The organism is Arthrobacter citreus (genome assembly GCF_038405225.1).
Taxonomy (GTDB): domain Bacteria; phylum Actinomycetota; class Actinomycetes; order Actinomycetales; family Micrococcaceae; genus Arthrobacter_B; species Arthrobacter_B citreus_A.
Genome location: NZ_CP151657.1, coordinates 1,673,889 through 1,689,169, shown reverse-complemented (window position 1 = coordinate 1,689,169; position 15,281 = coordinate 1,673,889). Strand labels below are relative to the sequence as shown.

The window sequence follows — 15,281 nt, the reverse complement described above, 5'->3', positions numbered from 1 at the left end:
TGAGCGGCCGTTCGGGAGGTCGGCGTCGTCGCCTACGCCCTTGATTTGCCGCCGGACACCGAGGTTAATGAGTTCACCATCAGTCCGGCCAGCCAGCCCTGGTGACTAAGAAAGCGGGAGGCAATCGTGACACGTGTTCTGGTGACTGGGTCCACTGACGGCATTGGGCGGGCCACCGCCCAGCGGCTCCTGGACCACGGGCACGACGTCGTCGTCCACGCCCGCACGCCGGCCCGGCTGAGCGCGGTTCAGGATCTCATCGACCGGGGTGCCGGCACCGTGTTCGGCGACCTGAGTCATGTGACCGAGGCCCGCGAGCTGGCACAGCAGGCCAACGGGCTGGGACGGTTCGACGCCGTGATCCACAACGCCGGAACCATGAACGGCTCGTCGGTGCTGCCGGTCAATGTGGTGGCTCCGTACGTCCTCACTGCCGAGATGGAGCGCCCGGGGCGGCTGATCTACCTCAGCAGCGGCATGCACCACAGTGGGCGGCCCGACCTTGCCGGCGTTGACTGGAGCGGCATCCGGGCGACCCACTCCTATTCCGACTCGAAGCTGTTCGTCACCGCGCTCATGGCTGCGGTGGCAAGGCTGTGGCCGGATGTCCTGGCGCACGCCGTCGATCCCGGATGGGTGCCCACGAGGATGGGCGGCTCTTCCGCGCCCGACGACCTGGCCCTGGCCGACGTTACCCAGGTATGGCTTGCTGTGACTGAGGATCCCGTTGCCTTGGTGAGCGGACGGTACTGGTTCCACCAGCAGGTCCAGGCTCCGCATCCCGCGGTGCATGATGTGGATTTTCAGGATGAGCTGCTGGCTTCCCTCGCTGCGTACACCGGCGTGACGCTGTCCGGCTAGTTCATGCAAACACCGACATCCCAACGGTCGAGCGCTACTCTGCGGTGTCCTTGATGACGGTGTAGGAAGCAACCGCGTTGGGTGCCTGCATGCCCGGAGCCTGGTCGTCCGAGTGCGAGGCTTTGAACGAATCCGACTTCAGCCACGCGAAGAAGCTCTCCTTGGAGTCGAACTCCATGGTGGAAAGATAAGTGTTGCTCTTACCCTCGGGACGCATCAGCGTGCTGCGGCCCAGTCCGGGGACCCCTTCAAGGTTGGCCATGCTGTCGATGAAGGCCTTTTCGAAGGCCTCGGCCGTTTCGGGACCGACTTCCAGGGTGTTGACCACGACGTACATGTGGTTCCTTTCAGCGATTGCTCGCCGGACAGGTCTGTTCGGCGAAACCATTATACCGACACCTTGTCGGGAACTTAATAAGTCCATGTGCCTGCGGTTGCCGCGGCTAGGTTTTGCCTCCTGAAAGACGTTCCGCTTCCACGGCGCCTGATCCTGGCCGTGCAGGAGAGTTCCCCTCGGTGCAGGTCCCCGGGCGGGTCGCAGTCACGCCAGAGTGCCACCTTCCTCGTGGGTGTCGGACTTACTGCTGCCGTGCCGACCGCCATCGCCGGGGCGAGCGACTGGGCTGGAATGACCACCGACGAGAGTCGGATCGGTGCCGTTCGCACCTCGAGCACCGATTCGGCTGGCTTTGCCAACCTGGGCTCGCTGATTGCCAGGACGCGGGGACACCATGGCCCGAGTGTGGCCCGAGCCCTCACATCCAGGATGGACGCGCTCACCCAGCAGCCCCGCGTCACATCGGTAAGCGGCGGATGAACTGAGTGGCCGTATCGCCGGCATAAAAGGTTCTTCTCCACGTCCAATCGAGTATCGGCCGGTAAAGGCGTTCCCGGGTAACAGCCAGTCAGGACATCGGAATCAGCCAAAACGGCTTTTTCCGCCGGGTGGGGCATATGGCCCTGAGTCGCGGGGAGCCTGCCGGTATGTTGATGAGGTTAGGTGGATTCGTAACTCCTCTAGTGAGCGAGATTCCGGGCGACCCCTGCACGGGCTACATTCGTCCTTAGCACGGGTTGGGCATGACGATTCACCCCGTGGACGTTTCACGCTGTCGTATCCAAACACTCCCAAGCACTCGACTTATTTTCGGTTGTCTCAACGGTAGGATTAGCAAATGTATCCAAAAGATCAGAGCGATCCACGTGCGTGCTTTGTGGGAATTGACTTTACGGTAGAAATTCGCACGCCAGGAGTGTTCGACGAAGCAGGGCTTCAGAAAACCGTGGATAAGGTAATCGTCAACTTCTTTCGGAAGCGGCACATCGTAGCTCGTCCTTGCCATCTTGGTGGATTTGGTTCAGCTACGGGAAATCCTCTAATGGAAGTAATCGATTGGGTTAGAGAAAACTGGGCGATCCTCACTGGCTTTGTGACGTTGATGGTTGCTGGCTATTATAAGTTCAGGCGGCTCGTCGAACGAGTGCGAACACATTTAGTAAATCGTGTTATAGATCCTTATCACCCAAGTATCGTCATTACGGTGTCTCCCCGTACTGGCGTAATAGGCACTGGTTCGAACGACTTCGAAACCGAACGCAGTGCTTTCTCTGATGTACTCCTACAGTTCCCAGAACTGCATGGGGCGCTGGTGGAAAAGGTGCCAACTCATAGATTTTCTCTTCGAGCCATCCAGTCTGGAAATTCAATTGCCTCCAATGCTTTCTTCAAGTTGAAAAGCGTGACGCGAAGGGATGTCGCGTTGATGTTGGCCAAAATCGAGCAAGTTAAGGCGAGAGGTTTTTCAGGGGCAACTATTCTTATGTATCGTAAGTTCGGGATCATTCGCCGTTTCGATGTAAGTAAAAATAGTTCAGATTTCTATCGCCTAATGCGTCGTTAGCGCATCGCTTTTCCTTAGAGATTAGCCTGCTCAAGCGGGCGTGACTGGGCAAGTCGACCTAGAAGTAAGCTTGCCTTTGTTTATCGTTCCGACGACGGCTCCGTCTAGGCGACCTGTGAATGGCCTTTATGTGCGCATGGGATAGATAGTCGATAAGTGGAGTGGCTGAGAGGCACCGTCCCTACCCATTCGCTGGTCAGTCCCTCCCGTCACACCCCGACCCTCAATTGAGCAGCAGGCCGCGTCACAGCGTAGCCTTGACCTGTGAAAACCTTCGAAGACCTCTTTGCAGAGCTGAGCGAGAAAGCGCAGAACCGCCCCGCCGGTTCGCGCACAGTAGCTGAACTGGAATCGGGCGTTCACGGCATCGGCAAGAAGATTGTCGAAGAAGCCGCCGAAGTCTGGATGGCCGCCGAGTACGAATCCGAAGCCGAATGCGCCGAAGAAATCTCCCAGCTGCTCTACCACCTGCAGGTACTCATGCTCGCCAAAGGCATGACGCTCGAGGACGTTTACAAGCATCTCTAGCCACGCGCTCTCTTAGTGCGTGGCCACGCCGGCAAACCTCACCCCATAACAACAGTGACTTCCAGCGAAAGATGCCTCCCATGCTCCGTGTAGCCGTCCCCAACAAGGGATCCCTCTCCGAATCCGCCTCCGCCATGCTCTCCGAAGCGGGCTACCGCCAGCGCCGCGACAGCCGCGAACTGGTGCTGGTGGATCCGGACAATGACATTGAATTCTTCTTCCTCCGCCCCCGCGACATCGCCGTGTACGTCGGCGCCGGAACGCTCGACGTCGGCATCACCGGCCGCGACCTGTTCCTGGACGCCGAGGTGGACGCCGAAGAGCTGATGCAGATGGGCTTTGCCAAGTCCACCTTCCGCTTCGCCGGACCGGCAGGCGACTTCACCGCCGTCGAACAGCTTGAAGGCAAGCGCCTGGCCACCAGCTACGACGGCCTGCTGCGCAACTACCTGGCGGACCGCGGCATCAACGCCTCGGTGGTCCGGCTCGACGGCGCCGTGGAATCCTCGGTGCGCCTCGGCGTCGCCGACGCAATTGCCGACGTCGTGGAAACCGGAACCACGCTGCGCGCCGCCGGCATGGAAATCTTCGGCGAACCCATCCTGAAGTCCGAGGCCATCCTGATCGGCCGCCGCGGAGCCAGCCCCGCCGGCGTCGACGTCCTGATCCGCCGGCTGCGCGGGGTCCAGGTGGCCCACCAGTACGTGATGATGGACTACGACGTGCGCCGCGAACTCGTGGACCAGGCAGCTGCCCTGACGCCGGGCCTGGAATCGCCCACCGTCTCGCCCCTGCAGGACAGCGGCTGGGTGGCGGTGCGCTCCATGATCAAGAAGTCGGACACCAACCGGATCATGGACGAGCTCTACGACCTTGGCGCCCGCGCCATCCTCGTGAGCACCATCCACGCCTGCCGGATCTAGGGGAGAGCACCATGAGTGTTGCCATCCGTGTCATCCCCTGCCTGGACGTTGACGCCGGCCGCGTGGTCAAGGGCATCAACTTCGAGGGCCTGCGCGACGCCGGAGACCCCGTGGAGCTGGCGCACCGCTATGACCGCGCCGGCGCCGACGAGCTGACCTTCCTCGACGTCACGGCGTCCTCGGGGGAGCGGGACAACGTGTTCGACGTCGTCTCCCGCACCGCGGAGGAAGTCTTCATCCCGCTGACCGTCGGCGGGGGAGTGCGCGGCATTGCCGACGTGGACCGGCTGCTGCGCTCCGGCGCGGACAAAGCGTCGATCAACTCGGCCGCCGTCGCCCGCCCGGATGTCATCGACGAAATCACCCGGCACTTCGGTTCGCAGGTGCTGGTCCTCTCCGTGGACGCACGGCGCACGCACGACGGCGCCACGCCGTCGGGCTTTGAAATCACCACCCACGGCGGCCGCCGGGGAACCGGGATCGACGCCGTCGCCTGGGCCCGCGAGGCAGCGGACCGCGGCGTGGGGGAGATCCTGCTGAACTCCATCGACGCCGACGGCACCCGCGAGGGCTTCGACATCGAAATGATCAAGGCCGTACGCGCCGCCGTTCAGGTGCCGCTGATCGCCTCCGGGGGAGCCGGCAAGCCCGAGCATTTCCCGGCCGCCGTGATCGCCGGTGCGGATGCGGTGCTGGCTGCTTCGGTGTTCCACTTTGGACCCGACGATGCGATCCAGCAGGTCAAGCAGGCCATCCGCGACGCCGGGTATCCGGTCCGCTAGCTCTTCCTCCGCCGAGATGGCAAAAGGTGTCCTTCCCAGCGCTGGGAAGGACACCTTCTGCCATCTCGCGGGTACCTGGGACTGTAGGGTGACGGCATGGGGAGATATGACCGCTCGAAGCTTCTCAGCAGGGGAGCGGCCGCGCTGATATTGGCTGGGGTGGCACTCTGTGCCCTGCCCGCACTTTGGTTTGGGATCAATCTGGGGGATTACCCGACCCGGATGCACTGCACTCCGGAAACGGGGTACGGCTCGGGCTGCTATGAACTGGAGCTGGAGATTGCACTGGTCTTCTTCGCTGTTGTCGTCCTGCCCTGGGCGGGATTCTCGCTGTACCTGACCCTGCGCGCCCGAAAGGGACGCACATGGCTGGGCAGGTGGTGGCCGTTTCTCGGATTTTCCCTTCTCACCGTCGCCCTGGTTGCCGCCGGGGCCATATCCGCACTCAATGATCCTTACGCCTAATTTCCGAGAAATCTTCGGAGAAATAACGCTCCTGCGGAAATAAACGACGCCGGAGCGGACTTGTGACTTAAGTGCCCTACGGCACTGTTCCCCCACAGCTTGGAGAAGTATGACCACCGCACGCGCTTATGCAGCCACCTCCGCCACCGACCCGCTGGTCGCCACCACGATCGAACGCCGCGACGTCGGTGCGCACGACGTCCTGATCGACATCGCGTACGCCGGAGTCTGCCACTCGGACATCCACACTGTCCGCGGCGAATGGGGACCCATCGCCTACCCGCAGGTGGTGGGGCACGAAATCGTCGGCACCGTAGCCGAGGTTGGCTCCGAGGTCAGCAAGCACAAGGTAGGGGACCGCGTGGGCGTTGGCTGCCTGGTCAACTCATGCCGCGAGTGTGAAAACTGCCAGGCCGGCATGGAAAACTATTGCCTCAACGGCAACATCGGCACCTATGCCAGCAAGGACGTGGACGGCAGCATCACCCAGGGCGGCTACGCCACCTCCGTGGTGGTCAACGATGACTTCGTCCTGAGCGTCCCGGAGAGCATCCCCTACGAAGCTGCGGCTCCGCTGCTCTGCGCCGGCATCACCACCTACTCGCCCCTCATGCACTGGAACGCCGGACCCGGCAAGCGCGTCGCCGTCGTCGGCATGGGCGGCCTGGGCCACATGGCCGTCAAGATCGCCGTCGCCATGGGCGCCGACGTGACCGTCCTTTCCCAGACCCTGAGCAAGCAGGAGGACGGACTGCGTTTCGGCGCGAAGGACTACTACGCCACGAGCGACGAGAGCACCTTCGAGAAGCTGGCCAACCACTTCGACCTGATCATTAACACGGTCAGTGCGCCGATCGACCTGCAGCAGTACCTCTCGCTGCTGCGCCTGGACGGCACCATGGTCAGCGTTGGCGCCCCGCCCGAGGCCCTGCCGATCTCCGTGTTCACCCTGATGGGCAAGCGCCGGTCCTACGCCGCCTCGAACATCGGCGGCATCCGCGAAACCCAGGAAATGCTGGACTTCTGCGCCGAGCACAACATTGCCCCGGAAATTGAACTGATTGAGGCCAAGGACATCAACACCGCCTACGAGCGTGTGCTGAAGTCCGACGTCCGCTACCGGTTCGTCATCGACGCGGCAACCATCTAGGCTCCTGCCCACAGAAGAGGGCGCCGCACCCCAACGGGTGCGGCGCCCTTGGCGCTTCCTGATGCCCTACCCGGCGGGCTGGCGGTTCTGCAGCAGCGCGACCAGTTCCTCGACGGTGCCGTTGGTGACAAACCCGTCGCCGGCCCCGCGCGTGATGTCCAGGTGATAGCTCAAGCCGTCTCCGGCCAGCAGCGCCAGTTTGGCCAGCGCCGGATCGCCCAAGGATTCCACCAAGATGGCGTACCAGCGGTCACGCCCGATACGCAGGGTCCGGGCTGCATCCTCGTGCCCCCGCTGGGCAAGGCGCGTTGCTGCCACAACCATGCGCTCCAAGGGTGACGCCTCCTCCAGCGAGGAAGACAGATAGTAGTGAACGGCGTTCTCCGGCTCACGTGCCATGGCTGCCACATCGGCATCAATGAGGGCCTGGAGCCGGCTCACCAGCCCGTCGTCGAGGGCCTGCCGCGACGGAAAATGATGCAGCAGGCCGGCCTTGGACAGCCCGCTGCGCCGAGCGGTTGCATCAATGGTTGCCTCTTGGGAGCCGTGCTCGCAGAGCAGCGCCACGTAGGCGTCGATAATTTGGTCCTGCTTGCTGTCTGTGCTCATTACTTGTGGCTCTTCCGGAAAATAGAAACGGCGGCGCACCCACCTCTCGGGTGGTGTGCGCCGCCGCACTCAGGGTCTACTTCTCGACGATACCCCAGGCGGAACCGTACCCTGCCGGCTCCTCGGCAGCCAGGAGGTCCAGGAACGGCTTGGCGTCGAAAGCCTCCGGGCCCAGGACGCCTGCCCCGGACCATGTTCCGTTCGCCATCAGCTCCAGGGCAATCACGGGATTGATGGCGGTCTGCCACACCACGGCCTGCGAGTCGTCACGCGCCATGGTCTCTTCGTTGTCGGCAACGTGGTACAGGTACAGCGACCCCTTGGAACCGTCCTTGCGGGTGCCGCTCACCAGCACGCCTGCACAGGTCTTTCCCTTCATCAGGGGACCCAGGGTGGCGGGATCGGGAAGGCAAGCGGCCACCACATCACGGGGAGATACCTGCTGGCCGCGCACGGTCACCGGCTCGGTGGAATCCAGGCCCAGTTTGTGCAGGGTTTGGAGCACCTCGATGAATTCGTTGCCCAGACCGTACTTGAAGTCCACCCGCTTAGCGTCGATCCACCGCGGCATCAGGGACACTTCCTCATGCTCGACATTCACGCACTCAACTTCGCCGATTCCCTCGGGAAACTCGAAAGTGACGGGATCAGAGAAGGGCTCACGGGCAAACCAGCCGCCCTTGGCCTTATCGAAAAGCACCGGCGGGTTCAGGCACTCCTCGATGGTGGTCCAGATAGAGAAGGAGGGTGCGAAGTCATAGCCCTCCACCGTCAGGTTGGCCCCGTCACGGACACTGAGCTCATCGATTTCGGTGAAGAGCTCATCAGCGGCATAGCGGGCCAGGACATCGGAAAGTCCGGGCTCCACGCCCATGCCCACCAGCGCCAGCTGTCCGTCCTGCTCCCACTTTTCAGCCACGGCAAACTGGTCATCGCCGAGCATGATGTTCGTCTTGGTGAAGGGCTCCTCGGGGTGGCGGACGGACAGGCTCATGGCCATGTCCACATAAGTGACACCGGCGGCTTTGCAGGCGTTGAAGATGGGCATCACGAACCGGGGATCCACCGCGTTAAGCACGTGGGTGGCACTGGTGGAGCGGATCAGCTCCACGATGCTCTCTTCGTTGGAGGCATCCACCTGAGCTGCGCTGTAGCGGCTGTCCGCGACGGCCGCCACCAGGGCCTCGGGGCGGGACGGATCGTAGTCCGCGATGGTCATCCGGTCGAAGAATCGGCGGCGTGAGGCGATGCGGGCGGCGGCGGATCCAACGCCGCCGGCACCGAGAATGAGAATATGCATAATGAATCGCTTTCGAATTGATTGTTGAGTTGGCTTGATGTGGTGCGTCAGTCAGTGTTCGGGCACGAGAACCGGAGTGTCCTTGTTGAGGGAACGGCCCTCGAAGAAGTCGCGTGCAGCTGGCATACGGGACCAGACGGCCATGACGACGACGCCCGCCGCCAGGGAGCCGACACCCATCACGAAGGTTCCGCTGATGCCCAGCACCGTGGTGGTGCCGTATTCCGGATCCAGCATGCTGACGGCGGAGAAGAGGAACACTCCGGCCATCATGAGGCCGCCGACCAGCGGAAGGATGAAGCGCAGCAGCAGATTGCGCGCCGACGAGAACAGGCTCGAGCGGAACCACCAGATGCAGGCGAAGGAGGTGATTGCGTAGTACATGGCCACGGCGAGGGACGTGCTCTCGATGGTGTCGGCCAGAATGTCACCTGAGATAATGGTCATCCCCACGTAGAACACCAGCGACGCCGCCCCGGTGAAGACCGTCGAATAGCTGGGGGTCTTGAAGAGAGTGTTAATAACCGCGAACCGCTTCGGCAGGGCGCCGTACACTCCCATCGCCAGGGTGCCGCGGGCCGTCGGCAGGATGGTCGTCTGGCAGGTCGCCAGCGCTGACACCGCGACGGCGAAGACCAGCATCCATCCCCAGGAACCGAGGGCATCGGTGCGCAGGGCAAAGAACACGTCCTCCGCGCCGTCCGGATTGGCCAGTCCCTTGCCCTCGGTGCCCACCCCCGCGAACAACATCGCCAGCACTGTGATGCCGATGTAGGTGACCAGCAGCATCACGGTTGACAGCAGTGCGGCAAAACCCGGTGTGGTGCGTGGATTCTTCGTCTCCTCGGCGAGGGCCAGGCAGGTGTCCCATCCCCAGTAGATAAAGATGGCGATCAGAACCGCTTGGATGAAGCCCGCAGGATTGTCCGTGGCAAAGGGGTTGAACCAGTCCCAGGAAAAGGCAAGGCCGAGACTCGGGGCCGCATTGATGGCGAAGTACAGGCCGAAGCAGAAGGCAATGATCGCTGCGTACTGCAGTGCCATCAGCAGATACTGGGTCCACGCGCCGGTCTCCACGTTTCGGTAGGAGACCCAGGTCATGACCACGATGATCAGCGCGCCAAAGGCCGTAACCAATGTCTTGTTTTGGGCGATTGACCCGTCCCCAATCAGGAGCAGCAGGTACTTGGAGGCGACTTCGGTCTGGCTTGCCATGACGATCACCCCGGCCACCATGACTCCCCACCCGGCCATCCACCCGGTCCGTGGACCGAATGCCTTGGACGCCCACGTGAACGCGGTGCCGCTGTCCGGTATGGCCGTGTTCAACTCACGGTAGGCAAAGGCTGTCAGACACATCGGGATGAAGGCGACAATCAGCGCGGCGGGCGCCTGGGCGCCGGCTGCCATCACGATGAAGCCCAGCGTGGCGGCCAATGAATAGAGCGGGGCGGTGGAGGCGAGGCCAATCACCGTTGAGGGGAACAGCCCCAGTTTTCCCGATGCAAGGCCTTTCCCGCCGGTCTGCTGGGAAGCAGTTGGCGGACGGTGCGTGGAACTGCTCATGGGACCCCCGTGTGGTTGTGCGAAGCGTTGTGCCGACCAACTGGTTGGTCGGCGGGATCATCGTTGCAGACGGGGAAAGGGTGAGTCAAGTCACAACCCGTTTCAGCTGTCCTGTGAAGTTTGTGGCGATCAAAGGAAGCGGCAAGCACGGCGTGGCCGTCGCTAGAGTCGGCGACGGCTACGGGATGCTTTGTCCATCGCAGCGCAGCTAGGGAAGTACTGACTGAGTCAGCGGGGAGGATTCAAGGAAACTGCGCATCCGGCCGAGGAAAATGCGGCCGCCGCCACCGCGTTGGCCGGCAATGACTCCAGCCGCAAGCCGGTGGTCATTGGGTGGCAATGCGGCGGCACGATGGCTCCTGCTGACATGCCGAATGGGGGGTGTTCAGGAAACAGTAACCCTGCGGACCTATAATCCGACTATGCCCTTCACATATTTCAGCCGAGGCTTCCGTGCCCAGATTCTCCTTCAGTGCGGAGGAGTCCGTTGAGCGGCGGGCTGGTCGCCCTGCTGGACGACGTCGCTGCGCTGGCACGCATTGCCGCCGCCTCCGTGGATGACATCGCGGCCGGAGCCGCTAAAGCGGGAGCCAAGGCCGCCGGCGTCGTCATTGACGATGCCGCCGTAACGCCGCAGTACGTGTCCGGTGCCGACCCGTCCCGTGAACTGCCGATGATCAAGCGCATCTTCTGGGGCTCGCTCCGGAACAAGCTGCTGTTCATCCTGCCGGCACTTCTGCTGATCAGCGCCTTCATCCCCGTCATCATCCCGTTCATTCTCATGCTCGGCGGCACGTACCTCTGCTACGAGGGTGCGGAGAAGGTCTGGCACAAGTTCTTCGGCCGCCATGAGGACAAGGAGGCGCCGGCGGTGGAGCGGGGGCCCGCCGCCGAGTCCAAGGTGGTCAAGGGAGCCATCACCACCGACTTCATCCTGTCCTGCGAGATCATGGTCATCTCCATGAACGAGGTGGGCGACGCGTCCATCTGGGTCCGGGCAGTCATCCTCGTTGTCGTGGCCATTGCGATCACCATCCTCGTGTACGGGGCCGTGGGGCTGATCGTCAAAATGGACGACATTGGCCTGCATCTGGCCAAGAAGGAATCTGCAGGTTCCCAGCGCCTTGGAGGACTGCTGGTCCGCGGCATGCCTGCCGTGCTGGCAGCCATCACTTTCGTGGGAACCATCGCCATGCTCTGGGTGGGCGGCCACATCATGCTGGTCGGCGCGTCCGACCTCGGCTGGCACGCTCCCTATGACCTTGTCCATACCCTGGAGCATCCCGTTGCTGCACTCGCTGTTGTGGGTGGATTCCTCGGCTGGCTCGTGAACACGCTCTGCTCCGCCGTGGTCGGCCTTGCCTGGGGGCTGGTTGTCATGGCGATCCTGCACCCGCTGATGAAGGTGCTGCCGTTCGGCAAGAAGAAGGACGGGCACGAAACCGGCGACATCAGGGCCGCAGTTGCCGGCCACCGTCCGGAGAAACCGGACACCGATCCGGCCGGCTAACCCGGGGCTCCGCCCGGATAAAGCACAGACCCCGCTTCCCTTTGTTTCCAAGGGAGGCGGGGTCTTTCCCTTTGGGACGGAGAATGTGAGCTTTTAGGCTCGAGGTTCCACGTTCGCAGTAACTCCAGCTATCCGGCGCAGATTTACCAGTTGAAGCATGATGGGATATGCGTGGAGCGGTATTGATGGAAGAAGAATCCAGAGCGAAGCTTCCAGATAGCCCGCAGAGAGCGCAAACGCTGCTATGACTGCGTGGACGAGCAAGCCGCAGCCATGGCCCATTGCCGCTGATCGCAAGTCAAAGGACAGGGACGGCAAGTCGGATGGCTTGGTGACAGGCTCTCGCAGGCCCAGCACGAGGGCGTTCCATCTGATGACCGTAAGAACCCGGTCAAAAACTTTGACACCGAGAACGTTGAAAAAACGGTTGGATCGGGCCGAGATGCTAACCAATGATGAGGGGATCCTCTTTGCCAGCTCGGCTCCTATGAAAATTGGGAAGGCCAGTGACATGAGGGCAATGCAAAAGGGGAAAGCTCCGTGCCCCGGACCGATACTGGGCCACAGCGATGCCGTCATGACACTGATTGCGCCGAGTGTACTGACTATTGTCGTCATGCGGGTTTCGTTCCCTCATCACTTCACTGTTGGGCGGGGCGCCTTTGGCCGTTTCCAAGGCGAGGACCTTCTAGGGTGGTGGTTGTGAACAGACCAAGCCGCTCAGAGATCAGCCGCGTACTGTCCCACGCCTTGCGCCATGCTCCGGAGGAATACGGGCTGGAGCTGGACCCGGAAGGCTGGGCGCCCGTCGAGGATGTCCTTCAGGCCCTGAGACTGATGGGTCCGGGGTGGGAAGGCGTTGACCGGACTCTGCTCCAAGAGGTGGTGGACAAGGCGGCGAAAAAGCGGCACCAGATACGCGGTGGCCGGATACGTGCTGTCCATGGTCATTCCGTCAGTGTTGTGCCGGACTCCGAAACCGACGAACCCCCGCACGAGTTGTTCCACGGAACGTCCCGGGCCACCGTCAGCGCCATTCTGGAGAGCGGCATCCTGCCCATGCAGCGGCAGTCTGTCCATCTGGCCGAGACGGTGGAGCAGGCACGCCAGGTGGGACTGCGCAAGGACACCGCTCCGGTGATCCTCAGCATTGATACCGGCACCGCAGCATCCGGGGGCACTACCTTCCACCGGTCGGCCTCCGGTGTCTGGCTGGCCGCTTTCATCCCTCCTTCGGCCCTGTCGGTCCCGGCCGGCACCGCCGAATAGGGGGCCGGCAGGGTCAGCGCCAACGCGCCGGGATTCTGTCCTGCGGCGCCGTTGACTTTGCGTGCGCGGTATTCTCCGGGGCATGACTTATGACATCTTGGCCTTTGACCCGGACAGCGTGACGGACGCGGATTTTCCTATGTGATGGGAGAAACAGGTGGAGTGGTCTGAGGGTCATTCATACGACGACGCAGCCGTGACAACTCCGTCATTGAGGGCGTTTTACCGCGAGCTTATTCAAACGTTTCCGCCGATGAACGGGCACGGCTGCCCCACGGATGAAGAAATTGACGCGGATCCGGATGTGGAAGTCCGGCTGACTAATTACTCGATCGGAACGAGCGTGGTTTATGGCGCCTTTGCCTGGAGTCAAGAGTCCAGGGCGAGGCCTCTTTTCACTTCGCTGGCTGCAAAGCATGGCGTTGCCGCCGCTTTGGTCAGCGACGGCGGTGCGATCCTTCGCCCGTGAGGCGGTTCCCTCCCGCCCGCCAGAGTGCCAACTCCTCAGGGCTGGTCAGGCTCCTGAGGCCCGGAGCCCGGAACAGGCGGGCCGAAGGTCTTACCCGAAAGGGGTGCGTAGGCGTGCAGCGGTCCCGCGGCTCGAAGTCGTTCCTCCTCAGCCGCCGCTTCCTCAAACTCCTTGGCGAAAAAGCGCGCCGCGGCGGGGTTGGTGGCAGAATCGCCGCTCCGGGCCACATGATGCTCTTCAAGTCCTGATTCAAAAGTAACCGCGAAGGAATCTCCCACTTCCGCAGCCAGCCGCTTGGCCAGGTCCTTTCCGTCAGCGAGGTGTTGCCGTCCCTGGGCTCCGGAATGACTTCCGGTGTTTCCACTGTGTGAGTTCTGCGGGGAGCTGTCGTAATAACGGGTTTCCCAGGCCAGCAAGTCCTCAATTAGCTCGCGGGTCAGCAGTGAATCCTCCAGGTCCACCGGGCCGCCCGGAATCCACACCGGAGAATTAGCCCAGCCGGGAAAGAGCCGGATGACTGACGGGTCAGGACGCAGGTTTTCCATAGGTGTGCCTCCACTAAAAGGGCGGGCGGGGCATGTCCCCGCCCCCGCCGAGATGGCGGAAAGTGCCCTTCCCAGCGCTGAGAAGGGCACTTTCTGCCATCTCGCGGACAAAGGGGAAGGGGGCGCTAGAGCCCGATGTCCGCGCTTTCCAGAAGCGCGACGGCGTCCGGCTGGCCCTCGAACATCACCAGGGCCTGCTTGGTGCGGCCGTGCGCGTGCATCAGCAGCTCACCCGGCTCGCCAATGATGGCCACTGACACCGGAGCGCGCTTGGCCACATGGCGGGGACCGTCGGGCCGGACCAGGACGATGCCCAGATCCACGCCGCGGTACAGGAGGGCGGCACGCTTGATCAGGTCGGCCCACAGGGCGTCGGAGTAATCGGAATCCAGGGCGCGCGGAGCCCAGCGGTCACCGGCGCGGCGCACGTCTTCGGTGTGGATGAAGTACTCCACGAGGTTGGCGCTGTTGTCCACGGCTTTCAGGTGCATGGGGGACAGGCGCGGAGGGCCGGCGCGGAAGGCACGGACAAGCTTGTTGTAGCCCTCAACGGTGGACGCCTTGGCGGCGGTCTCTTCCATGGCCTTGCCGGTCTTGGCCGCGAACGGCTTCAGGAAAAATCCGAGGGCCGCGGCCGGGCGGTGCTCCCGCAAATAGAGGTGCGCGGCCAGGTCCTTGGTGAGCCAGCCTTCGCACAAAGTGGGTGCTTGAGGACCGGCCGCAAGCAACGTTTCGGCCAGGACTTCACGGGAGGGTTCTACAAATCGCATCACAGCTGAAACTAGCACGTTAAGCGTCATTTGGCTCGGGTGACAGGCGCAGGGAATACGGCGCAGCCGGACCTACTAGAATCGATACGATGTCTTCCTTAATTTCTTCCTCCGAATTCCCGCCGGCACCCGGCCTGGACCCCGCGATCAGCGCATCCCTGAAGCGCGACGACGCCGGCCTGGTGGCCGCCGTCGTTCAGCAGTACGACACCGGTGACGTGCTGATGCTTGGCTGGATGGACGACGAAGCCCTGCACCGCACCCTGACCACCGGCCGGGTGACCTTCTGGTCCCGCTCCCGGCAGGAATACTGGCGCAAGGGCGACACCTCCGGACATGTCCAGTGGGTCAAGTCCGTGGCGCTGGACTGCGACGGCGATGCCCTGCTGGTCCGCGTGGACCAGGTGGGCGCCGCATGCCACACCGGTACCCGCACCTGTTTTGACGGCCGGGACCTCCCGGTCCTGGCGGCCACCGAGCCACAGACGGCCGTGGAGCCCCAGACATCCATGGAGCCCCAGACATCCACTGAGCCCCAGGCCGCCGCCGACCCGCAGAGCTAGACCGCGCATCCCAGCGCTGCATCCCCCGCGCCGCCGGCACCCCGCACCGGCGCGCTGACCCGGAAAGAAA

Annotated in this window: 17 protein-coding genes; 11 read left to right on the top strand and 6 right to left on the bottom strand. The window is 62.8% G+C overall.

The genetic code is table 11. The annotated features are described in order from the left end of the window. Positions 1-126: 126 nt before the first annotated feature. Positions 127-861, top strand: a complete 735-nt coding sequence (locus AAE021_RS07810; protein WP_342025047.1) for an SDR family NAD(P)-dependent oxidoreductase — start codon at positions 127-129, stop codon at positions 859-861. A 34-nt stretch (positions 862-895) separates the two neighbouring features. Here AAE021_RS07810 and AAE021_RS07805 read toward each other — a convergent pair whose 3' ends face one another. Further along, complete coding sequence (locus AAE021_RS07805) at positions 896-1,198, bottom strand: antibiotic biosynthesis monooxygenase family protein (RefSeq protein ID WP_342025046.1); 303 nt, start codon at positions 1,196-1,198, stop codon at positions 896-898. An 838-nt stretch (positions 1,199-2,036) separates the two neighbouring features. Between AAE021_RS07805 and AAE021_RS07800 the strand changes: the two genes are divergently transcribed. The 6 genes from AAE021_RS07800 (at position 2,037) to AAE021_RS07775 (ending at position 6,610) form a co-directional block, all read left to right on the top strand. Continuing rightward, positions 2,037-2,762, top strand: coding sequence for a hypothetical protein (locus AAE021_RS07800; RefSeq protein ID WP_342025045.1), 726 nt, complete (start codon positions 2,037-2,039; stop codon positions 2,760-2,762). A 264-nt stretch (positions 2,763-3,026) separates the two neighbouring features. Then, on the top strand, positions 3,027-3,290 hold the full coding sequence (locus AAE021_RS07795) for a phosphoribosyl-ATP diphosphatase (protein ID WP_341392765.1): 264 nt from the start codon (positions 3,027-3,029) through the stop codon (positions 3,288-3,290). A gap of 80 nt (positions 3,291-3,370) precedes the next feature. After that, entirely contained in the window at positions 3,371-4,213 is an 843-nt protein-coding gene (gene hisG, locus AAE021_RS07790) for an ATP phosphoribosyltransferase (RefSeq protein ID WP_342025044.1), read from the top strand. An 11-nt stretch (positions 4,214-4,224) separates the two neighbouring features. After that, positions 4,225-4,995 (top strand): imidazole glycerol phosphate synthase subunit HisF, encoded by a 771-nt coding sequence (gene hisF, locus AAE021_RS07785; RefSeq protein WP_152218538.1) that lies wholly within the window; start codon positions 4,225-4,227, stop codon positions 4,993-4,995. Between the two features lie 96 nt (positions 4,996-5,091). Next, positions 5,092-5,460: a hypothetical protein gene (locus AAE021_RS07780; RefSeq protein WP_342025043.1), complete on the top strand. Its 369-nt coding sequence runs from the start codon at positions 5,092-5,094 to the stop codon at positions 5,458-5,460. A 109-nt stretch (positions 5,461-5,569) separates the two neighbouring features. Then, positions 5,570-6,610, top strand: coding sequence for an NAD(P)-dependent alcohol dehydrogenase (locus tag AAE021_RS07775; protein WP_342025042.1), 1,041 nt, complete (start codon positions 5,570-5,572; stop codon positions 6,608-6,610). A 66-nt stretch (positions 6,611-6,676) separates the two neighbouring features. Here the strand turns inward: AAE021_RS07775 and AAE021_RS07770 are convergent, their stop codons facing one another. From AAE021_RS07770 to AAE021_RS07760, 3 genes are all read right to left on the bottom strand, one after another. Further along, on the bottom strand, positions 6,677-7,219 hold the full coding sequence (locus tag AAE021_RS07770; RefSeq protein WP_342025041.1) for a helix-turn-helix domain-containing protein: 543 nt from the start codon (positions 7,217-7,219) through the stop codon (positions 6,677-6,679). Between the two features lie 76 nt (positions 7,220-7,295). Continuing rightward, positions 7,296-8,519 (bottom strand): saccharopine dehydrogenase family protein, encoded by a 1,224-nt coding sequence (locus AAE021_RS07765; protein ID WP_342025040.1) that lies wholly within the window; start codon positions 8,517-8,519, stop codon positions 7,296-7,298. A gap of 51 nt (positions 8,520-8,570) precedes the next feature. Further along, positions 8,571-10,085: an APC family permease gene (locus tag AAE021_RS07760; RefSeq protein WP_342025039.1), complete on the bottom strand. Its 1,515-nt coding sequence runs from the start codon at positions 10,083-10,085 to the stop codon at positions 8,571-8,573. Positions 10,086-10,572: 487 nt separating this feature from the next. On the opposite strand from AAE021_RS07760, the gene AAE021_RS07755 reads away from it, so the two are divergent. From AAE021_RS07755 to AAE021_RS07745, 3 genes are all read left to right on the top strand, one after another. Further along, positions 10,573-11,595: a DUF808 domain-containing protein gene (locus AAE021_RS07755; protein WP_342025038.1), complete on the top strand. Its 1,023-nt coding sequence runs from the start codon at positions 10,573-10,575 to the stop codon at positions 11,593-11,595. A gap of 702 nt (positions 11,596-12,297) precedes the next feature. Further along, positions 12,298-12,864 carry an RNA 2'-phosphotransferase gene (locus AAE021_RS07750; protein ID WP_342025037.1) on the top strand — a complete coding sequence of 189 codons (567 nt, stop codon included), beginning with the start codon at positions 12,298-12,300 and terminating at the stop codon, positions 12,862-12,864. A gap of 157 nt (positions 12,865-13,021) precedes the next feature. Beyond that, the gene (locus tag AAE021_RS07745) at positions 13,022-13,333 is read left to right on the top strand and encodes a hypothetical protein (protein WP_342025036.1); all 312 of its coding nucleotides are present in this window, start codon (positions 13,022-13,024) and stop codon (positions 13,331-13,333) included. A gap of 35 nt (positions 13,334-13,368) precedes the next feature. On the opposite strand, the gene AAE021_RS07740 is transcribed toward AAE021_RS07745, so the two are convergent. Together AAE021_RS07740 and AAE021_RS07735 are read right to left on the bottom strand one after the other, a co-directional pair. After that, entirely contained in the window at positions 13,369-13,878 is a 510-nt protein-coding gene (locus AAE021_RS07740; RefSeq protein WP_342025035.1) for a hypothetical protein, read from the bottom strand. Between the two features lie 125 nt (positions 13,879-14,003). Then, the gene (locus AAE021_RS07735; protein WP_342025034.1) at positions 14,004-14,648 is read right to left on the bottom strand and encodes a TIGR03085 family metal-binding protein; all 645 of its coding nucleotides are present in this window, start codon (positions 14,646-14,648) and stop codon (positions 14,004-14,006) included. 89 nt (positions 14,649-14,737) lie between these two features. On the opposite strand from AAE021_RS07735, the gene hisI reads away from it, so the two are divergent. Further along, positions 14,738-15,211, top strand: coding sequence for a phosphoribosyl-AMP cyclohydrolase (gene hisI, locus AAE021_RS07730; RefSeq protein WP_342025033.1), 474 nt, complete (start codon positions 14,738-14,740; stop codon positions 15,209-15,211). The last annotated feature ends 70 nt before the right edge of the window (positions 15,212-15,281 follow it).

Excerpts from the sequence above, each read along its gene's own strand:
- AAE021_RS07805 (WP_342025046.1), bottom strand. The coding sequence starts at position 1,198 with ATGTACGTCGTGGTCAACACCCTGGAAGTCGGTCCCGAAACGGCCGAG.
- AAE021_RS07800 (WP_342025045.1), top strand. The coding sequence starts at position 2,037 with ATGTATCCAAAAGATCAGAGCGATCCACGTGCGTGCTTTGTGGGAATT.
- hisG (WP_342025044.1), top strand. The coding sequence starts at position 3,371 with ATGCTCCGTGTAGCCGTCCCCAACAAGGGATCCCTCTCCGAATCCGCC.
- hisF (WP_152218538.1), top strand. The coding sequence starts at position 4,225 with ATGAGTGTTGCCATCCGTGTCATCCCCTGCCTGGACGTTGACGCCGGC.
- AAE021_RS07780 (WP_342025043.1), top strand. The coding sequence starts at position 5,092 with ATGGGGAGATATGACCGCTCGAAGCTTCTCAGCAGGGGAGCGGCCGCG.
- AAE021_RS07775 (WP_342025042.1), top strand. The coding sequence starts at position 5,570 with ATGACCACCGCACGCGCTTATGCAGCCACCTCCGCCACCGACCCGCTG.
- AAE021_RS07770 (WP_342025041.1), bottom strand. The coding sequence starts at position 7,219 with ATGAGCACAGACAGCAAGCAGGACCAAATTATCGACGCCTACGTGGCG.
- AAE021_RS07765 (WP_342025040.1), bottom strand. The coding sequence starts at position 8,519 with ATGCATATTCTCATTCTCGGTGCCGGCGGCGTTGGATCCGCCGCCGCC.
- AAE021_RS07760 (WP_342025039.1), bottom strand. The coding sequence starts at position 10,085 with ATGAGCAGTTCCACGCACCGTCCGCCAACTGCTTCCCAGCAGACCGGC.
- AAE021_RS07740 (WP_342025035.1), bottom strand. The coding sequence starts at position 13,878 with ATGGAAAACCTGCGTCCTGACCCGTCAGTCATCCGGCTCTTTCCCGGC.
- AAE021_RS07735 (WP_342025034.1), bottom strand. The coding sequence starts at position 14,648 with ATGCGATTTGTAGAACCCTCCCGTGAAGTCCTGGCCGAAACGTTGCTT.
- hisI (WP_342025033.1), top strand. The coding sequence starts at position 14,738 with ATGTCTTCCTTAATTTCTTCCTCCGAATTCCCGCCGGCACCCGGCCTG.